This is a genomic window from Streptomyces sp. NPDC039609 (assembly GCF_055596705.1).
In genome coordinates this window covers 324,760-341,955 of sequence record NZ_JBVIUJ010000002.1, presented here as the reverse complement: position 1 = coordinate 341,955, position 17,196 = coordinate 324,760, and the positions used below count along the sequence as shown (strand labels likewise).

The 17,196-nt window shown below is 71.4% G+C and carries 15 protein-coding genes; 4 read left to right on the top strand and 11 right to left on the bottom strand.

Translation table 11 applies throughout. The annotated features are described in order from the left end of the window. Nucleotides 1-88 precede the first annotated feature (88 nt). On the bottom strand, nt 89-859 hold the full coding sequence (locus tag ACZ561_RS07005) for a glucose 1-dehydrogenase (RefSeq protein ID WP_470990587.1): 771 nt from the start codon (nt 857-859) through the stop codon (nt 89-91). 138 nt (nt 860-997) lie between these two features. Further along, on the bottom strand, nt 998-1,690 hold the full coding sequence (locus ACZ561_RS07000; protein ID WP_470990585.1) for an HAD family hydrolase: 693 nt from the start codon (nt 1,688-1,690) through the stop codon (nt 998-1,000). Nucleotides 1,691-2,054: 364 nt separating this feature from the next. Between ACZ561_RS07000 and ACZ561_RS06995 the strand changes: the two genes are divergently transcribed. After that, on the top strand, nt 2,055-3,011 hold the full coding sequence (locus tag ACZ561_RS06995; RefSeq protein WP_470990583.1) for a ScbA/BarX family gamma-butyrolactone biosynthesis protein: 957 nt from the start codon (nt 2,055-2,057) through the stop codon (nt 3,009-3,011). A gap of 5 nt (nt 3,012-3,016) precedes the next feature. On the opposite strand, the gene ACZ561_RS06990 is transcribed toward ACZ561_RS06995, so the two are convergent. Further along, entirely contained in the window at nt 3,017-3,484 is a 468-nt protein-coding gene (locus ACZ561_RS06990) for an anthrone oxygenase family protein (protein ID WP_329120396.1), read from the bottom strand. A gap of 46 nt (nt 3,485-3,530) precedes the next feature. After that, complete coding sequence (locus ACZ561_RS06985) at nt 3,531-5,081, bottom strand: vWA domain-containing protein (RefSeq protein ID WP_470990581.1); 1,551 nt, start codon at nt 5,079-5,081, stop codon at nt 3,531-3,533. Nucleotides 5,082-5,297: 216 nt separating this feature from the next. Here ACZ561_RS06985 and ACZ561_RS06980 point away from each other — a divergent pair, with 216 nt between their 5' ends. Further along, nucleotides 5,298-6,008, top strand: coding sequence for a helix-turn-helix transcriptional regulator (locus ACZ561_RS06980; RefSeq protein ID WP_470990579.1), 711 nt, complete (start codon nt 5,298-5,300; stop codon nt 6,006-6,008). A gap of 6 nt (nt 6,009-6,014) precedes the next feature. Here ACZ561_RS06980 and ACZ561_RS06975 read toward each other — a convergent pair whose 3' ends face one another. Next, the gene (locus ACZ561_RS06975) at nt 6,015-6,881 is read right to left on the bottom strand and encodes an ABC transporter permease (protein ID WP_329120389.1); all 867 of its coding nucleotides are present in this window, start codon (nt 6,879-6,881) and stop codon (nt 6,015-6,017) included. Beyond that, on the bottom strand, nt 6,878-9,571 hold the full coding sequence (locus ACZ561_RS06970) for an alpha/beta fold hydrolase (RefSeq protein WP_470990577.1): 2,694 nt from the start codon (nt 9,569-9,571) through the stop codon (nt 6,878-6,880). The genes ACZ561_RS06975 and ACZ561_RS06970 overlap by 4 nt, the downstream gene beginning before the upstream one ends. Before the next feature lie 148 nt (nt 9,572-9,719). Here ACZ561_RS06970 and ACZ561_RS06965 point away from each other — a divergent pair, with 148 nt between their 5' ends. Both ACZ561_RS06965 and ACZ561_RS06960 read left to right on the top strand, forming a co-directional pair. Beyond that, nucleotides 9,720-10,145, top strand: a complete 426-nt coding sequence (locus tag ACZ561_RS06965) for a GNAT family N-acetyltransferase (RefSeq protein ID WP_470990575.1) — start codon at nt 9,720-9,722, stop codon at nt 10,143-10,145. 111 nt (nt 10,146-10,256) lie between these two features. Then, on the top strand, nt 10,257-11,435 hold the full coding sequence (locus tag ACZ561_RS06960; protein WP_470990573.1) for a S8 family peptidase: 1,179 nt from the start codon (nt 10,257-10,259) through the stop codon (nt 11,433-11,435). 7 nt (nt 11,436-11,442) lie between these two features. On the opposite strand, the gene ACZ561_RS06955 is transcribed toward ACZ561_RS06960, so the two are convergent. Genes ACZ561_RS06955 through ACZ561_RS06935 form a run of 5 tightly spaced genes read right to left on the bottom strand, consistent with a single transcriptional unit; the run spans nt 11,443 to nt 17,187 of the window. Further along, the gene (locus tag ACZ561_RS06955) at nt 11,443-12,045 is read right to left on the bottom strand and encodes a DUF4291 domain-containing protein (protein ID WP_470990571.1); all 603 of its coding nucleotides are present in this window, start codon (nt 12,043-12,045) and stop codon (nt 11,443-11,445) included. A 54-nt stretch (nt 12,046-12,099) separates the two neighbouring features. After that, nucleotides 12,100-13,602: a CoA-acylating methylmalonate-semialdehyde dehydrogenase gene (gene mmsA, locus ACZ561_RS06950; protein WP_376436140.1), complete on the bottom strand. Its 1,503-nt coding sequence runs from the start codon at nt 13,600-13,602 to the stop codon at nt 12,100-12,102. 14 nt (nt 13,603-13,616) lie between these two features. Then, nucleotides 13,617-15,527: a 3D-(3,5/4)-trihydroxycyclohexane-1,2-dione acylhydrolase (decyclizing) gene (iolD, locus tag ACZ561_RS06945; protein WP_470990568.1), complete on the bottom strand. Its 1,911-nt coding sequence runs from the start codon at nt 15,525-15,527 to the stop codon at nt 13,617-13,619. Continuing rightward, on the bottom strand, nt 15,482-16,288 hold the full coding sequence (gene iolB / locus ACZ561_RS06940; protein ID WP_470990566.1) for a 5-deoxy-glucuronate isomerase: 807 nt from the start codon (nt 16,286-16,288) through the stop codon (nt 15,482-15,484). Before iolB ends, iolD begins: the two co-directional genes overlap by 46 nt. Continuing rightward, on the bottom strand, nt 16,285-17,187 hold the full coding sequence (locus ACZ561_RS06935; protein ID WP_470991310.1) for a Cgl0159 family (beta/alpha)8-fold protein: 903 nt from the start codon (nt 17,185-17,187) through the stop codon (nt 16,285-16,287). Before ACZ561_RS06935 ends, iolB begins: the two co-directional genes overlap by 4 nt. Between the last annotated feature and the right edge of the window lie 9 nt (nt 17,188-17,196).

The window sequence follows — 17,196 nt, the reverse complement described above, 5'->3', positions numbered from 1 at the left end:
TTCACGGTCGAAAACAGCAAGTATGGACGGATACGTGCAGAGGACACAAGACATCGCACGCAGGCCGTTCGGCCGGGCGGCATCCGGCTCACACCATCGTGAAGCCGCCGTCCACCGGCATGATCGCACCGGTGACGAACGACGATCGGTCACTGCAGAGCCAGGCCGCCGCCTCGGCGATCTCCTCGGGCTCGGCCGTCCGCGGCTGCGGGGTGGCGGCGTGCAGCGCCTCCTCGATCCCGGGCACCGCGGCGAACCACTCGGTGACCACTTCGGTACGGGTCGTCCCGGGCGCCACCGAGTTGATCCGGATCCCCTGGGCCGCGTACTCGGCGGCGGCGGCCTTGGTCAGTCCGACCACGGCGTGCTTGGCGGCCACGTAGGGCGCGGCCACCGGGGTCGCGAGCAGTCCGCCGACGCTGCTGGTGTTCACGATCGCGCCGCCGCCTGTGGTCAGCATCGCGGCGATCTCGTCCCGCAGGCAGTTCCAGACCCCGCGCAGATTGACGTCCAGGATCCGGTCGTAGAGCTCGTCGTCCATCTCGTGCAGCGGCTCGCGGCCGGCGCCCCACCCGGCGTTGTTGAACGCCACGTCGAGCCTTCCGTACGTGTCCACCGCGTGCGCCACGGCGGCGCGGGTGTCCTCGCGGCGGGTTATGTCCGCCACCACGTACTCGGCCTCGGCGCCCTGCTCGCGCAATTCGGTCACCAGAGCCTTGAGTCTGTCCTCGCGGCGGGCGGCGAGGACCACGCGGGCGCCCTCACGGGCGAAGACCCGGGCGGCGGCCGCTCCGATTCCGCTGCTCGCTCCGGTGATCAGGGCGACCTTCTCGGGCAGCAGGCGGTGGTCGGCAGTCATGGGACGGTCGTCTCCCTCGGCAGTTGGATGTGTGACGCCTGGCTGTGTGGCGCCGGGCGCGTCGTCGTCGACAGGGCTGACGGAATCACAGGTCCGGCCGCGACGGCGGCGCCTTCGGGTGGATACGCCACACGGATCTCAGCGGTTCCAGACCGTACCGGCGGCGGCCTCGGCGTCGAGGGTCCGCAGCAGGGACTCGTCGATCTCGTCGAGCGAGCGCACCACGTGTCTGACGCCCGCCCGGCGCATCAGCTCGCCCTGGAACCCGTGCGCGAAATCGCTCGGGTGGCCGACGAAGGGCACCCCGAGCTCCTTGGCGGCCTCCGCGACGCGGGCGACGTCGTCGATGAAGAGGATCTGGTCGAAGCGGAGCCCGAGGTCTCGCGTCAACTCGCGTACCCCGGGCCGGAAGTCGTTGGTGCACACATAGCCGGGCGCGTCGAAGAGATGCGCCTGCTCCCGCAGGTGCAGGTCGAAGTGGGACGCGTCGAGCCCGCCGTAGCAGACCGTCCGCAACCCCAGTTCCCGCAGCCGCACCAGCAGCTCGGTGGCGCCGTCGAGCAGGCGCAACGGATGCTCGGCCAGATGGGCGGCACGCTCCTCGAAGTAGGCCGCGAGCACGTCCTCGGGGCTCCAGGAGAGTCCGGCCGCGGCCCCGAGGGCCTTGGCGGCGGTGAGCTGGGTCTGGGAGAAGATCTCCCGCTCCACCTCGGCGTCGTAGAGGCCGCCGCGGCTGGTGATGAACCGGTGGATGACCGGGCTGAACGTGTCGTTCAGCAGGACGCCGTCGATGTTGACGGCGGCGACGGATATCTGACGCAGGTGTTCCACGGAGTCTCCAAGGGACAGCCGATCGGCGGGCCGGGCATATCGGAACGAATCGCGCGCAGACAGTGGCGCGATCACCCGAACCGGCGTCTCGGATGCCCGAGAAACAAACCTGGCGGTACAGATTTCCGGCAGCTGGAAGATACCCGAAGCCACCTCACTCGTGAACCCTCGGGTCTCATGAGTCGGACATCTGCCGTTCTGACAGGCGTCGTTGAACACGGGCAGACTCGAAGGCCCTTCCCCTTCCCCCGCGTCGACCTGACAGAACCGTACCCGCGCCCTTGCGAAACGTACCGAGGGGTTCGTAACTTCCGCGGTGCTGGTTGCCCGAACCTCCTTAGTAGGCCCTTAGTAGAGGGATCTCATGCTGCAGACGTCCGCCCCGACCGACATCGTGGACACGGAAGCCTTCCAGGGGCTCACCACGACGGCTCCCCGTGAGTACGTTCACCGGGCCGCGCTCGCCGAGGTCTTTCTCACCGCCGACTGGTCCCGTACGGACGAGACGCACTTCACGCTCAGCGCCCAGTGGCCGCGTGGACACTCCTTCTTCGGCCCGGTCGGCGGCTCGCACTACGACCCGATGCTGGCTGCCGAAACGATCCGTCAGGTGGGTGCGCTGCTCGCCCACGCGGGCTTCGACGTGCCGCTTGGCCACCAGTTCCTGATGTGGGAGCTCAACTACCGCGTAATGCCCGCGATGCTGCCCGTCGGCGGGGCGCCCGCCGATCTGCGGCTCGACGTCACCTGCACCGACATCCGCCGCCGCGCCGGCCGGCTGGCCGGGCTGAGCTACGAGGTCGTGGTCAGCGAGCAGGGCCGGACGCTCGCCACCGGCAACGCCCGCTACACCTGCACCAGCCCCGAGGTCTACCGCCGACTGCGCGCCGACCGCCTCGCCGAGGCGGCGACCGCCCAGGAGCTGCCCACCGCGGCCGTGGAGCCGCGGTCCGTCGGCCGGCTCAGCGAGTTCGACGTCGTGCTCACGCCGACCGAGCGTGCCGACCGCTGGCAGCTGCGGGTCGACACCCGCCACCCCGTCCTCTTCGACCACCCCGGCGACCACATTCCCGGCATGGTCCTGCTGGAGGCGGCCCGCCAGGCGGTGCAGACACTGACACCCGCCGGCCGGCCGGTGCTGCCGGTGGCGATGGACTCCACCTTCCACCGGTACGCCGAGTTCGGCAGCCCCTGCTGGATCGAGACCGAGCCGGCCGTGGACTACCCGGGCAGCCCGGAACGGCTGATCCGGGTGACCGGCCGCCAGGACGACGAGATCCTCTTCACCGCCATCACCACGGTCGCGGAACTCCCTTCCTGACCCGATCAGTTCAGGGACGCGGCGATCAACAGCCCGAACGCGGCGGTGATCAGCACCGTACGGACCGCGTGGAAGGCGTTCCAACGCTTCTCGAAGGCCGCCCGGACCGCGGACGGATCCACCCCCGTCCGCTCCGAGGCGGCCAGCGCGTTGTTCAGCGGAACGTTGCCGCCCATCGTGATCAGGTGGTTGACCACGGCGCAGACGAGACCGGCCAGGACCAGCCACTTCTGGGTGTCCGAGCGCCCGTCGACCGGCACGAAGAACGCGGCGACCGGGAAGGCCACGACCCCCAGGAACACGATCAGGAACACCGGCTTGGGAACGTACTCGTTGATCCGCCGCATCGCGTCGACGAACTCCGCGTCCCCGAGCCGGGCGAGCGCGGGCATGATCCCGGTCATGAAGATCAGCATGAACCCGGCGTAGAGGCCGGTGGAACCGACGGCGAGGGCGAGCAGCAGGGTGGCCATGGCCCCATCATGACGGGATCCACGGCCACCGCGCAGCGGTTGTGGATCAGCCGGAGTACGGATCGCCCGATTCCGCGCCGCCGTCCCTCGCCAGCAGCTTGTCCGCCTGCCGGATCGCCTCCGTCAGCTCCCGCACCACCTTCGAACCCGACCGCTGCGCGATCGCCTCCGAGCGCTCCGCGAGCTCGGTGAGCCTCGGCGCGCCCGGCATGTCGCCGCCCCGCAGACGGTCGGCGAAGTAGGCGGTGACGGCGGTCAGCTGAAGGCTGTCGTGGCCCGGGGCCCAGAGCGAGGACGTGAGCGCGCTCGTCCCGACGCTCCCGGTGTTCTCGTGCGGGGAGCGGTTCTTCGGGTCGAGCCAGCGGACCGTGGCCGTGGCCAGCGGCCCGGTGCTGCCGGGCCGGGTCTTCACCGCGTACAGCGCGGTGACGGTGTGCCCCGCCCCCACCTCGCCGCCGTCGACCTTGTCGTTGCGGAAGTCCTCGTCGGCGACCTCCCGGTTCTCGTAGCCGATCAGCCTGAACCGCTCGACGGTCTTCGGGTCGAAGGCGACCTGCGCCTTGGCGTCGCGGGCACGCAGCTCGATGTTCGTGGGCAGCTGGTCCACGAAGACCTTGCGCGCCTGCTCGATGGTGGAGACGTACGTGGTGTGCCCGTCGCCCTTGTCGGCGAGCTGCTCCATGAACGCGTCGCCGTAGTCGCTGCCGACGCCGACGCCGAAGAGGGTGATCCCGTACTCCCTGCGCTCCTTGTCGATCCGGTCGAGGATCGACTGCGCGTCGGTGTCACCGGTGTTGGCGAGGGCGTCGGAGAGCAGCACGACCCGGTTGGTGGCGCCCTTGCGGTGCCCCTCGACGGCGACGTCGTAGCCGGTGCGTACGCCGGCCTCCACGTTGGTCGAGGAGGTGGTCCTCAGCTCGTCGACGATTCCGTGGATCCGCTCGCGCTGCCCCTTGACCTTCGTCATCGGGATCCGGATCTCGGCCTCGTCGCTGAAGGTGACGAGCGCGACCGAGTCGTCGTCGCGGAGCTCGTCGGTGAGGATGCCGAGGGACTCCTTGACCAGGTCGAGCCGGCCGGTCTCCGCCATCGAGCCGGAGATGTCGACGACGAAGGTCAGGGCGGCGGGCGGGCGTTCGCCCTTCCGGTCCGCGGCGGCGGTGGCGAGCCCGACGCGGACGAGCGACCAGCCGTCGTCCCCCGTCCTTGCCCCGTCGATCGTCACGCTGAAGCCGTCCCCCTCGGGACGGGGATAGTCCGGCCGGAAGCTGTTGACGAACTCCTCGGGCCGTACGGACGTCGGGTCCGGCAGCCGGCCCTCGGACAGGGTGCGCCGGGCGTAGCCGTACGAGGCGGTGTCCACGTCCAGGGCGAAGGTGGAGAGCCAGTCGGCGGGCGGCCGGGAGCGCTGCTCGCCCTCGGGGGCGTCGTCCTGGCGTGCGTCGGGGCTTGCGTCCTGACGGGCGTCCGGGGCCCGGTAGCCGCCCCCGCTCCCGTCCGCGCTCTGACGGCTGTTCCCCCCGGCCGCGCACCCGGTCAGAAGCAGCCCGGCAGCCAGGATTCCGGCGGCGAGCCGCGCCCTGTGGCGTCGCTTCATGTCATCTCCCCCTCAAGTTCGCGCACTTGTGAATGTGACGTCCGAGGAGGCCAAAAGGAGCAGACGAAGGAGTTGCGGATGGATCTCAATGCGGCAACGGCGGCCGGGGCGGCCTCCCGTGGCATGGACTCGCCATCCTTTTCAACAGGGGTTGTCACCGTGTGCAGTCACATGCGTACATGGAGTGGCGCACCGATCGGGCGGGGGTGGTCAGCGGTGGCAGAGACTGCGGGCTCCGTGATGCTCGCGCGATCGGCGATGAACAGGGCCGTGCCCGAGGCACAGCGGCCACCGGGGCGCCCCGTCCGCGGCACGCGGCGGATCAGCGCCGCTCTGGCCGGACTCGCCGCCTCGACGCGGCACGAACTGCTGACCTTCGACGACCCGGCCGCCTCCGCGGGCCGTGCGATCCCCGAGCCGTTCCTGGAGCTGGCAGGAGCGTGCATGCGGGCCGCGGCGGAGCGGGCGCCGGAGGTCAGACGGATCGTGCCGCGGCACGCCCTGCCGCATGTGGCGGGCGCGGTCGTGGCGCCGGGGCGGGCCCGTCTCACGGACTCGATCCCCTTCAAGATGATCGTCGTCGACCGTACGGTGGCGGCGGTCCCGCTCGATCTGGAGCTGCTGTACAACGGGCTGCTGTTGATCCGCGACCCGGTCGTCGTGCAGGCCCTGGTCCGCGCCCATCACATCAGTTGGGACGCGGGCGAGGAGCTGGTCGACGCCACCACCCCGCCGCGCGAGCTCCCCGCCCAGCTACGCCCGGTCCTCGAAGCGCTCCTCGCCGGCCTCACGGACGAGACGGCCGCCGCCCGCCTCGGCATGTCCGGCCGGACCTACAGCCGCCGGGTCGGTGAGCTGTTGCACGCCCTGGGCACGACGAGCCGCTTCCGCGCGGGCGCGGAAGCGGCTCGAAGGGGGTGGGTATGACCTGGGTCAGGACACGATGTCCTTGCGCGCGAAGCCCCGGAAGGCCAGCGCGAAGAGGATCAGGGCGTACGTCACCGAGATCGCCGCGCCCTTGGCCATCCCGCCCCACTCCAGCTGTGGTTGGAGCGCGTCCGCCCAGGCGAACTGCCAGTGCGCGGGCAGGAAATCACGCCAGGAACCGAGCGCCGTGACGGCATCCAGGACGTTGCCGATGATCGTCAGTCCGACCGCTCCACCGACGGCGCCCAGCGGGGCGTCGGTCCGGGTGGAGAGCCAGAACGCGAGCCCGGCGGTCACCAGCTGGGAGACGAAGATGAACGCGACGGCCAGGGCCAGCCGGGGCAGTGTCTCGGCCGCCGGAAGGGCGCCGCCGGTGGGGAGCCGCAGGGGTCCCCAGCCGTAGGCGACCGTGCCCGCGGCGAGCGCCACCAGCGGCAGCAGCACCATCGCGGCCGCACTGAAGCCGAGCGCCACTGCCAGCTTGGACCAGAGCAGCCGGGCCCGGGGGACGGGCGCGGCCAGCAGATAGCGCAGCGAGGACCAGCTCGCCTCGGAGGCCACGGTGTCCCCGCAGAACAGGGCGACCGGGACCACGAGCAGGAAGCCGGCGGAGACGAAGAGACACGTCGCGGCGAAGTTCGCCGCCGACGCCGTCGCCGTGTCCATCAGCGTGATCCGACCGTTCCCGTTGCCGTCCGGGCCCCCGCCGATCGCGAACGCGATGATCAGGACGAAGGGCAGGGCGGCGAGCACCGCTCCCATGACCAGGGTGCGGCGCCGCTTGAGCTGCCGTACGGCCTCGACGCGCAGCGGCAGGGTGCGCCGCGCCCGGTAGCCGGGTGCGGTCTCCACCAGTTCCGCGGTCGTGCTCATGCGGATCCTCCTCCGATCAGGGTCAGGAACGCGTCCTCGAGGCGGCGGTGCGGACCCACACCGGTCACGGGCACGTCCAGGCGGACGAGTTCGCCGATCAGCGCGGTCGCGTCGGCTCCGTCGAGGCGGACCAGGAGTCCGCCCTCGGTCCGTACGGCCGAGCCGATCCCGGGCAGTGCGTCGATCTTCTCGACGAGCGGGTCCGGGACGGTGTCCCCGAGCGTGACGAGCAGGGTGTCCCCCGCGCCGGTGATCTCGCCGACGGGCCCGGCCTGCACGAGCTGCCCGCGGTCCATGACCACGAGATGGGTGCAGGACTGCTCGACCTCCGAGAGGAGGTGGCTGGAGACGATGACGGTCCGGCCCTCGGCGGCGTACCGGATCATCACGTCCCGCATCTCACGGATCTGTGGCGGGTCGAGTCCGTTGGTCGGCTCGTCGAGGATCAGCAGATCCGGCAGGCCGAGCATGGCCTGTGCGATGGCGAGCCGCTGCCTCATGCCCTGCGAGTACGTCCGCACGGCGCGGGCGAGCGCGTCGCCGAGGCCGGCGATCTCCAGGGCCTCCTCGATATGTGCATCCTCGGCAGGGCGGCCGGTGGCCTTCCAGTACAGCTCCAGGTTGTCCCGCCCGGACAGATGCGGCAGGAAGCCCGCACCCTCGACGAAGGCGCCGACCCGGGAGAGCACCGGGGCGCCGGGCCGGATGGCCTGGCCGAAGACCCGGATCTCCCCGTCGTCGGGGCCGATCAGGCCCATGAGCATCCGCAGGGTGGTGGTCTTTCCCGCGCCGTTGGGCCCGAGCAGACCGAGGACCTGCCCCTGTTCGACCCGGAAGGAGAGATCCCGCACGGCGTACCGGTCGGAGGACTTGGCGTACTTCTTCGTCAGCCCGGTGATCTGCAGCGGTACGGCGGCGAGAGCGGGGTCCGGGGCGGGGGCCGTGGTCCGGCGGCGTGCGGTGAGGAGCAGCGCGCCGGCGATCAGGACTCCGGCGAGCGGCAGGCCCCACACCCACCAGGGCATCGCGGCCGCCTGGGTGTCCACGGCGGGCGCGGTGGGGACCGTCAGCGGGCCCTCGGCGGCGACGGTGTAGGTGGCCGGCGCGACCGGGGAGGCGTAGCCGAGGTCGGTGGCGGAGAGCACCAGCGCCAGCCGGTGGCCGGCCTCGACCTCGTGGTCGATCGCGGGCAGCGTCAGCTCGACGCTCCTGCCCTTCCGTGCGTCCTCGACGCGGACGGGGGTGACCAGTTGGGCGGGCAGCACCTGCCGGCGTCCGTCCGATCCGACGTCGTAGACCTTGGCGAACAGGACGGCGGAACCGTCCGCGCTGTCGGAGGTGACCTTGACACGGACGGTCGGCGAGCCGGTGATCCGTACCGGCTCGGCCAGCGGCTCCGCCTCGAACCGGCCGTGCTGGCCGGGGAAATCGAGGGAGAGTCCGACGCCGAGCGAGGAGAGCTGGGACAGCCCGCCGCCGACGCCCGGGACCGCGGAGATGGCGGGCGGGCCCGCGCCGGCCGGGTTGGCGAAGGTCTGCGCACGGCTGCCGTCCAGGGGCAGGGACAGCGCGTCGCCCACGTCGCCCGAGAGTCCGGAGTAGCGGTCGGAGCTCGCGCCGCGCAGCTGTGCCTGCCCGTCGGTGGAGTCGACTCCCCCGGCGCGGCTGACGCGGAACACGGGACCGGTGTCAGCGCCCTTGTCCTGCTTGAGGTGACGGTCGAACCAGCCGCTGATCCGGGCCTCGACGCGTTCGGTCTCGCGGTTGCCGCCGTCGTGGCCGCCCGCGATCCAGTCGACGGCGACGGGCGCGCCGTTGGCGCTGATCGCCTTCGCCATGGCATCGGCGTGGCCGAGCGGGAAGAGGGAGTCGGTCTGCCCCTGGACGATCAGGGCGGGAACCTTGATCCTCTCTCCGACGGCGGAGGGGCTGCGGGCCTCGAGCAGCGTGCGGGCGGCGGCGTCGGGCTGTCCGGAGACGGCGACGCGCTGGTAGAGGGAGCAGAGTTCGGGCGTGAAGCGTCCGCAGGGACCACTCGCACCGGGCCGGTCGCCGGCCGGCTGCCGGCTTTGGCCGCTCGGCTGGTTGCCGGCCGAGAAGAAGATACCGGCCCAGAGCTTCTTGAAGACGCCGTTCGGGAACAGGGCGTCGGCGAGGTTCCAGTAGGTGATCTGTGGGGCGATCGCGTCGACACGGGTGTCGTAGCCGGCGGCGAGCAGCGAGGCAGCGCCCCCGTAGGAGGCGCCGGTGACGCCGACGCGCGGGTCGCCGTCCTTGTCGAGCAGGACCTCGGGCCGCTTGGCGAGCCAGTCGATGAGCCGCTGGACGTCCTTGACCTCGTGGTCGGGGTCGTTGAGTCCGATCTGCCCGGTGGAGGCGCCGAATCCGCGCGCCGACCAGGTCAGGACGGCGTATCCGTCGCGGGCGAGCTTCTCGGCCTGGGCGCGGACGTCGTCCTTGGAGCCGCCGAAGCCGTGCCCGAGGAGGACGGCGGGCCGCCGCTCGTCGCCGCCCGCCGTATCGGCGGTGTAGTAGGAGGTGTCGATCCGTGCCCCGGGCATGTCGAGCACCTGGTCCGCGCGGTCCACGGGTGGCGGTTCGTCCGTGGCGACGGCGGTCCAGGTGCCGGCGCCCGTGAGCACGGCGAGGGCGGCGGTGACCGCGGCCCACCGGGGAAGTCGGAGCTGCATGTCCCCGAGCGTAGGCGGACAGCCTGTGCGGTACGGCTGCCCGGGGGCGGAAATCGCGGGCCTCCTGGAGTCGTACCGGGCTACGGTCGCGTACACCAGGCGCGGTATGCGCGCCGTGATCCGAGCCCCAGAAAGGGAGGGCCTGGGCATGGAGATCCGACGGGCGACGACGGTGGCCGAGCTGATGGCCGTGGCACATCTCTACGACAATCCTCCGCGCGCGGCGTGGGCGGAGCGGTTCCTGGCCGCGCCCGGGCATCTGATGCTGATCGCGTACGCGGAGGACGGGTTCCCGGCCGGCCTGGTCTCCGGGATCGAGATGCTCCACCCGGACAAGGGGGTGGAGATGTGTCTGTACGAGCTGTCGGTGGACGAGGCGCACCGGCGCCGGGGCGTCGGGCGGGCGCTGACGGAGGCGCTGGTGGCCGAGGCGCGGGAGCGCGGCTGTTACGACGCGTGGGTCGGCGTGGACACGGACAACGACCCGGCGCTCGCGACATACCGGTCGACGGGAGCACAGGACGACGGTGAGTTCACGATGCTGACGTGGGGTTTCGGCGTGAAGGACCGGTGAGGGGACCGGACGACCTCTTGTACGACCCATGCCGACACGAGACTCTGTGGCGCACCAACCGCCCGTACCTGCCGGTAACCCGGCCCACGAAAGGTTCAGGTGCCCCACCACATGACCCGAATACCTCGCCGCGCCATGGCGATCGTCCCCGTCCTCGCGCTCGCCGCCGGCCTGCAGTTCGCCGTCTCCCCCACAGCCCAGGGCGCCCCTGTCGGGGACCTCCGCCTCGCCCCGGCTTCCCTCGCGATCGAGAACAGCTGGATCGTCGTCCTCAAGGACGGTTCGACCCGCGCCGCCGATCTGGGTGTGAAGCCGAAGCACGAGTACACCACCGCCCTCAAGGGCTTCTCGACCTCGATGTCCCAGTCCAGGGCGAAGGCGCTGGCCGCCGACCCGCGGGTGGCGTACGTCGAGCAGAACGCGACCGTACGGGTCGCCGACACACAGACCGGCGCGACCTGGGGTCTGGACCGGATCGACCAGCGGAACCTGCCGCTGTCGACGACGTACACGTACAACACGACGGCGTCGAACGTCACCGCGTACATCATCGACACCGGAATCCGCACCTCGCACAGCGAGTTCGGCGGCCGGGCGAGGGTGGGCACGGACACCGTCGGCGGCGGCCAGAACGGCCAGGACTGCCAGGGCCACGGCACGCATGTCGCCGGTACGGTCGGTGGCGCGAAGTACGGCGTCGCCAAGGGCGCGAAGCTGGTGGCGGTACGCGTCCTGGACTGCAACGGGTCCGGTTCGACGGCCGGCGTGATCGCGGGTGTCGACTGGGTCACGGCCAACGCCGTCAAGCCGGCCGTCGCCAACATGAGCCTGGGCGGCGGGGTGAACGCCTCGCTGGACGACGCGGTGAAGCGCTCGATCGCCTCGGGCGTCACCTACGCGGTCGCCGCCGGCAACGGCAACATCCTCGGCCTGCCGGCCAGGGCCTGCAACTACTCCCCGGCGCGCGTTCCCGAGGCGATCACGGTCGGCGCGACGGACTCCGCCGACAAGCGGGCGTCCTTCTCCAACTACGGCACGTGCGTGGACCTCTTCGCCCCGGGCGTGTCCATCACGTCGGCGTGGAAGGACAACGACACCGCGACGAACACCATCTCGGGCACGTCGATGGCGACCCCGCACACCGCGGGCGTGGCCGCCCTCTACCTCGCGACGCACCCGACGGCCACCCCGGCCCAGGTGAGCACCGCACTTGTGAACAATGCGACCACCGGCAAGGTCCAGAACCCGCTGTCGGGCTCCCCGAACAAGCTGCTGCACTCGATCTTCTAGGCGCGGCCTACTGGCGCACCAAATGCCCGAGGAGCTCGGTACCCGCCGGGTACGGCCGCTCCTCGGGCATCCGTGCGCCCGCCTCGTCCAGCCGCCCCGCCCGCACCAGCGCGTGGATCTCGTGCGCGAGCGGTGTGACGTCTCGTAGGGAGACGGTCCATTCGTCCGCGTAGCGGCGGGACGCCTCGCCCGCGAGGCCGAGTTGGAGGGAGCGGTACGGGAGAGCGGCGAGGTGCAGGTTTCGTTCGGGGTCCCACTGGACGCGGGCCGGGGACCGTCGCAGTTCGCGCTTCCAGGTGGCCTGGTCGGGGTGGAAGCCGCGGTCGTAGTGCGACAGGCAGGCGTTGCTCAGGGCCCATTCGAAGCCCTCGCGGGTGATCTCGATCGCGAGGACCGTCTGCTGGCCCTCCTTCAGGCCCCAGCCGCAGCGGTACATCATCCACAGGAACGAGGGTTTGATCCACGTCATCCGGTCGCGCTTCCAGGCGGGTGGGAAGCGGCCCTCGCGGGCCGCCGGCAGGCCGATGGACGGGTCGTACGCCTGGTAGACGGTCACCGTCGACGCGGTGTGCAGGGCGCGGATCTGGTACTTCGGTGGATCAACGGACATGGCCCCCAGGGTGCGTCGTCCCGCGCCCCGGGGGCCAGTCGTTTTACGGGTCGGTCAGTGGTTGCGCGGGAAGCCCAGGTCCACGCCCGCGGGGGCGTCGGAGGGGTCCGGCCAGCGGGTGGTGACGACCTTGCCGCGGGTGTAGAAGTGGACGCCGTCGTTGCCGTAGATGTGGTGGTCGCCGAAGAGCGAGTCCTTCCAGCCGCCGAAGGAGTGGTAGCCCACCGGCACCGGGATCGGCACGTTGACGCCGACCATGCCCGCCTGGATCTCCAGCTGGAAGCGGCGGGCCGCGCCGCCGTCGCGGGTGAAGATCGCGGTGCCGTTGCCGAACGGCGAGGCGTTGATGAGGGCGACACCCTCCTCGTACGTCTCGGTGCGAAGGACGCACAGCACCGGGCCGAAGATCTCGTCCTGGTAGGCCTTCGCCGAGGTCGGCACGTGGTCCAGGAGCGACAGGCCGATCCAGTGGCCGTCCTCGAACCCGTCGACCGTGTAGCCGGTGCCGTCGAGCACGACCTCGCAGCCCTCGTCGGCCGCGCCCTTCACGTACGAGGCGACCTTGTCGCGGTGGACGGCCGTGATGAGGGGGCCCATCTCGGAGGTCGGGTCGTTGCCGGGGCCGATCTTGATCTTCTCGGCGCGCTCGCGGATCTTCTCCACGAGCTCGTCGCCGATCGCGCCGACCGCGACGACCGCGGAGATCGCCATGCAGCGCTCGCCGGCCGAGCCGTACGCCGCCGAGACCGCCGCGTCCGCGGCCGCGTCCAGGTCGGCGTCCGGCAGCACCAGCATGTGGTTCTTCGCGCCGCCGAGCGCCTGCACGCGCTTGCCCTTGGCGGAGGCGGTGGTGTGGATGTAGCGGGCGATCGGGGTGGAGCCGACGAAGGAGACCGCCGTGACGTCCGGGTGCTCGAGGAGCCGGTCCACGGCCACCTTGTCGCCGTGGACGACGTTGAAGACGCCGTCCGGCAGGCCGGCCTCGGCGAGCAGCTCCGCGATCTTCAGCGACGGCGAGGGGTCCTTCTCGCTCGGCTTGAGGATGAAGGTGTTGCCGCACGCGATGGCGAGCGGGAACATCCACATCGGCACCATGGCCGGGAAGTTGAACGGCGTGATGCCGGCCACCACACCCACCGGCTGGCGGATCGCGGCCACGTCCACCCGGTTCGACACCTGGGTGGACAGCTCGCCCTTGAGCTGGGTGGTGATGCCGCAGGCCAGGTCGACGATCTCCAGACCGCGGGCGACCTCGCCCAGCGCGTCCGAGTGGACCTTGCCGTGCTCGGCGGTGATCAGCTCGGCGATCGCGTCCCGGTTGGCGTCGAGGAGCGCGCGGAACTTGAACAGGATCGTGGTGCGCTGCGCGAGCGACGCCGTGCCCCAGGTCTCGAACGCGGTCTTCGCGGCGGCCACGGCCGCGTCGACCTCGTCGACCGAGGCCAGGGCCACCTTCGTGGTCACGGCACCGGTGGCCGGGTCGGTGACCGGGCCCCAGTTGCCCGACGTGCCCTCGACGGTCTTGCCACCGATCCAGTGGTTGACGGTCTTCGTCATGACGAACTACTCCTTCAGAGATGGCGGCGTCGGGCGGTGACGTGCCGGTCGTACTCCTCCCGGGCCTTGACCGCCGACGGGCGGGTCGAGGTCTCGGCCACGGGCACATCCCACCATGCCTGGGCGGGGGGCGGGCCCGACACTGTGTCTGCCGTTTCGGTCTCCACATAGACACATGTGGGAACGGTCGACGTCCGGGCGTCGGCGAGGGCTTCCCGCAGGTCACGTACGGTGCGGGCGGTCAGCACCCGCATGCCGAGGGAGGCCGCGTTGGCGGCCAGATCGACGGGGAGCGGCGCGCCGGTGAACCGCCCGTCCGGGTCCCGGAAGCGGTAGGCGGTGCCGTACCGCTCGCCGCCGACGGACTCGGAGAGCCCGCCGATGGAGGCGTACCCGTGGTTCTGCAGGATGACCACCTTGATGGGGAGTCCCTCCTGCACGGCGGTGACGATCTCGGTGGGATTCATCAGATACGTACCGTCTCCGACGAGCGCCCAGACCGGCCGTCCGGGCGCGGCGAGCGCGACCCCGATCGCCGCCGGGATCTCGTAGCCCATGCACGAGTACCCGTATTCGACGTGGTACTGGTCGGCGGACCGGGCCCGCCAGAGCTTGTGGAGATCGCCGGGGAGCGAGCCGGCCGCGTTGATCAGGATGTCGTCCTCGGTGACCAGAGTGTCGAGGACACCGAGGACCTGCGGCTGGGTCGGGCGGGTGTTCTCGTCGGGGGCGGCGTAGGCGGCGGTGACGCGGGCCTCCCAGCGGAGCTTCTCCTCCGTGTACTCGTGCACGTAGTGCTCGGTGACACGGTGCGGATCGAGCAGGGCGTGGAGGCCCTCCAGTCCCTCGCGGGCGTCCGCGACCAGCGGCAGCGCGGCCATCTTGTGCGAGTCGAAGGCCGCGATGTTGAGGTTGACGAAGCGCACGTCCGGGTGGGTGAACAAGGTCCCGGAGGCGGTGGTGAAGTCGGTCCAGCGGGTGCCGACCCCGATCACCACGTCGGCCGTACGTGCCAGGTGGTCGGCGACGGCGGTGCCGGTGTGGCCGACGGCGCCGACGTCCTGCGGGTGATCGTGACGCAAAGCGCCCTTGCCGGCCTGGGTGGAGGCGACCGGGATGCCGGTCAGGGAGGCGAAGGCGCCGAGCGCCTCCTCGGCGCCGCTGTACTTGACCCCACCGCCCGCGACGATCAGCGGACGGGCCGCCCGGTCGATCGCCGCGACCGCCGCCTCCAGTTCGGCGTCGTCCGGCACCGGCCGGCGCACGCGCCAGACCCGCTCGGCGAAGAACTCCTCCGGCCAGTCGTACGCCTCCGCCTGGACGTCCTGCGGCAGCGCGAGCGTGACCGCGCCGGTCTGGACGGGGTCGGCGAGGACACGCACGGCGGCGAGCGCGGCCGGGATCAGCGCCTCGGGGCGGGTGATCCGGTCGAAGTAGGTCGACACGGGTCGCAGGCAGTCGTTGACCGACACCTCGCCCGCGTACGGGACTTCGAGCTGCTGGAGGACGGGGTCGGCGGGGCGGGTGGCGAAGGTGTCGCCGGGCAGAAGCAGGACGGGCAGCCGGTTGATCGTGGCGAGCGCGGCGCCGGTGACGAGGTTGGTGGCGCCGGGGCCGATCGAGGTGGTGACGGCGTGCGCGGAGAGCCGGTTCGACTGGCGCGCGTGGCCGACGGCCGCGTGCACCATGGCCTGTTCGTTGCGCCCCTGGTGGTACGGCATCTCCTCGCTGTACTCGACGAGAGCCTGGCCGATCCCGGCGACGTTCCCGTGGCCGAAGATGCCCCAGGTCGCGGCGATCAACCGCTGCCGTACGCCGTCGCGTTCGGTGTGCTGCGCGGCGAGGAACCGCACGAGGGCCTGGGCGACGGTCAGCGTGCTCACTGGTACCCCTCCGCGTGGTCGGGATGGAAGCAGATCTTCCATTCCCTCTCCGGTCCTGGTCCCGCCATCACGTTCAGGTAGTACATGGCGTGGGACGGCTGGGCGATCGACGGGCCGTGCCAGCCGTCGGGCACGAGGACGGCATCGCCGCTGCGGACCTCGGCGAGGAGGTCGGCGCCGCCGGGCCGGGAGGGGGAGATCCGTTGATAGCCGAGGCCGCCGTCGGCGATCTCGTAGTAGTAGATCTCCTCCAGCTCGGACTCGGTGCCGGGGCGGTGGCGGTCGTGCTTGTGGGGCGGGTAGGAGGACCAGTTCCCGCCGGGGGTGATCACCTCGACGGCGATGAGGCGGTCGGCGTCGAAGACGTCCGCTGCGGCGAAGTTCCGTACCTCGCGGGCCTGGTTGCCGCTGCCGCGGGCCTCGACGGGTACCTCCGGCGCGGGGCCGTAGCGAGCGGGGAGTCGTCGCTCGCACTTCGCTCCTGCCAAAGCGAAGCGGCCTCCTGCGCCGGAGGCGATCTGGACCCGGGCGTCGCGGGGCACGTACGCGAAGTCGGACACTCCGCCGAACACGCTCTCACGACCCCGGAGTTGAAGCTTCCGTCCGTCGACGTGCACCGTACAGCCGCCGGTGAGCGGAAGCACGATCCACTCGCTGTCCCCGGTGTCCAGGAGGTGGGTGTCTCCCGGGCCGAGTTCGAGGACGCGCAGTGCGGAGTACCCCCAGCCGGCCCGGTCGGGGTCGACGTGGAGTGCGTACGGCCCGTGGGAAGCGGTCCCGGCGGGCAGATGGAGAGAGCTCATGGGTGGTGCGTACCCCTTCCTACCGCGTCGTGCAGCAGGCTCGCAGCGGTATCGACCGCTCCGGCCACATCTCCGTCCGGGGGATAGAGCAGCGAACGCCCGACGACGAGCCCGCGGACGGTGGGCAGGCGGAGCGCGCCGCGCCACTTCTCGTACGCGAGTTCCTGCGCGTCCGGGCCGGGTCCGGGGTCTCCGCCGAGGAGGACGGCGGGGAGGGTGGTGGTCTCCATGACGCGGGCCATGTCGTCGGGGTGTTCGGTGACCGGGACCTTGAGCCAGGTGTAGGCGGAGGTGCCGCCGAGACCGGAGGCGATGGCGAGGGAGGTGATGACGGCCTCGGCGGAGAGGTCGTTGTGGAGGCGGCCCTCGCGGTCGCGGCGGCAGAGGAAGGGTTCGACGAAGACGGGCAGCCGCAGGCCGGCCATCTCGTCGACGGCGCGCGCGGCGGAGTGGAGGGTGGACAGCGAGCCGGGGTCCTCGGGGTCGATCCGCAGGAGGAGCTTGCCGGCGTCGAAGCCGAGCCGGGCGAGGTCCTGGGGACGGTGACCGGTGAACCGGTCGTCGAGTTCGAACGCGGCCCCGGCGAGGCCACCCCTGTTCATGGAGCCGACGGCGAGCCGGCCGTCCAGGGCGCCGAGGAGGAGCAGGTCGTCGAGGATGTCGGCGGAGGCGAGGACTCCGTCGACCCCGGGGCGCGAGAGCGCGAGGCGGAGCCGGGCGAGCAGATCGGCCCGGTCGGCCATGGCGTACGGCCGGTCCCCGACGGCCAGCGCTCCTCGGGCGGGATGGTCGGCGGCGACGATCAGCAGCCGATCGCGCCCCTGGAACAGCCCCCGCTTCGGCCGCTTCGCGGCAGCCTCGGCAACGGTCTCGGGGTGATGCGCCCGCAAGGCGACGATCCGCTCGAC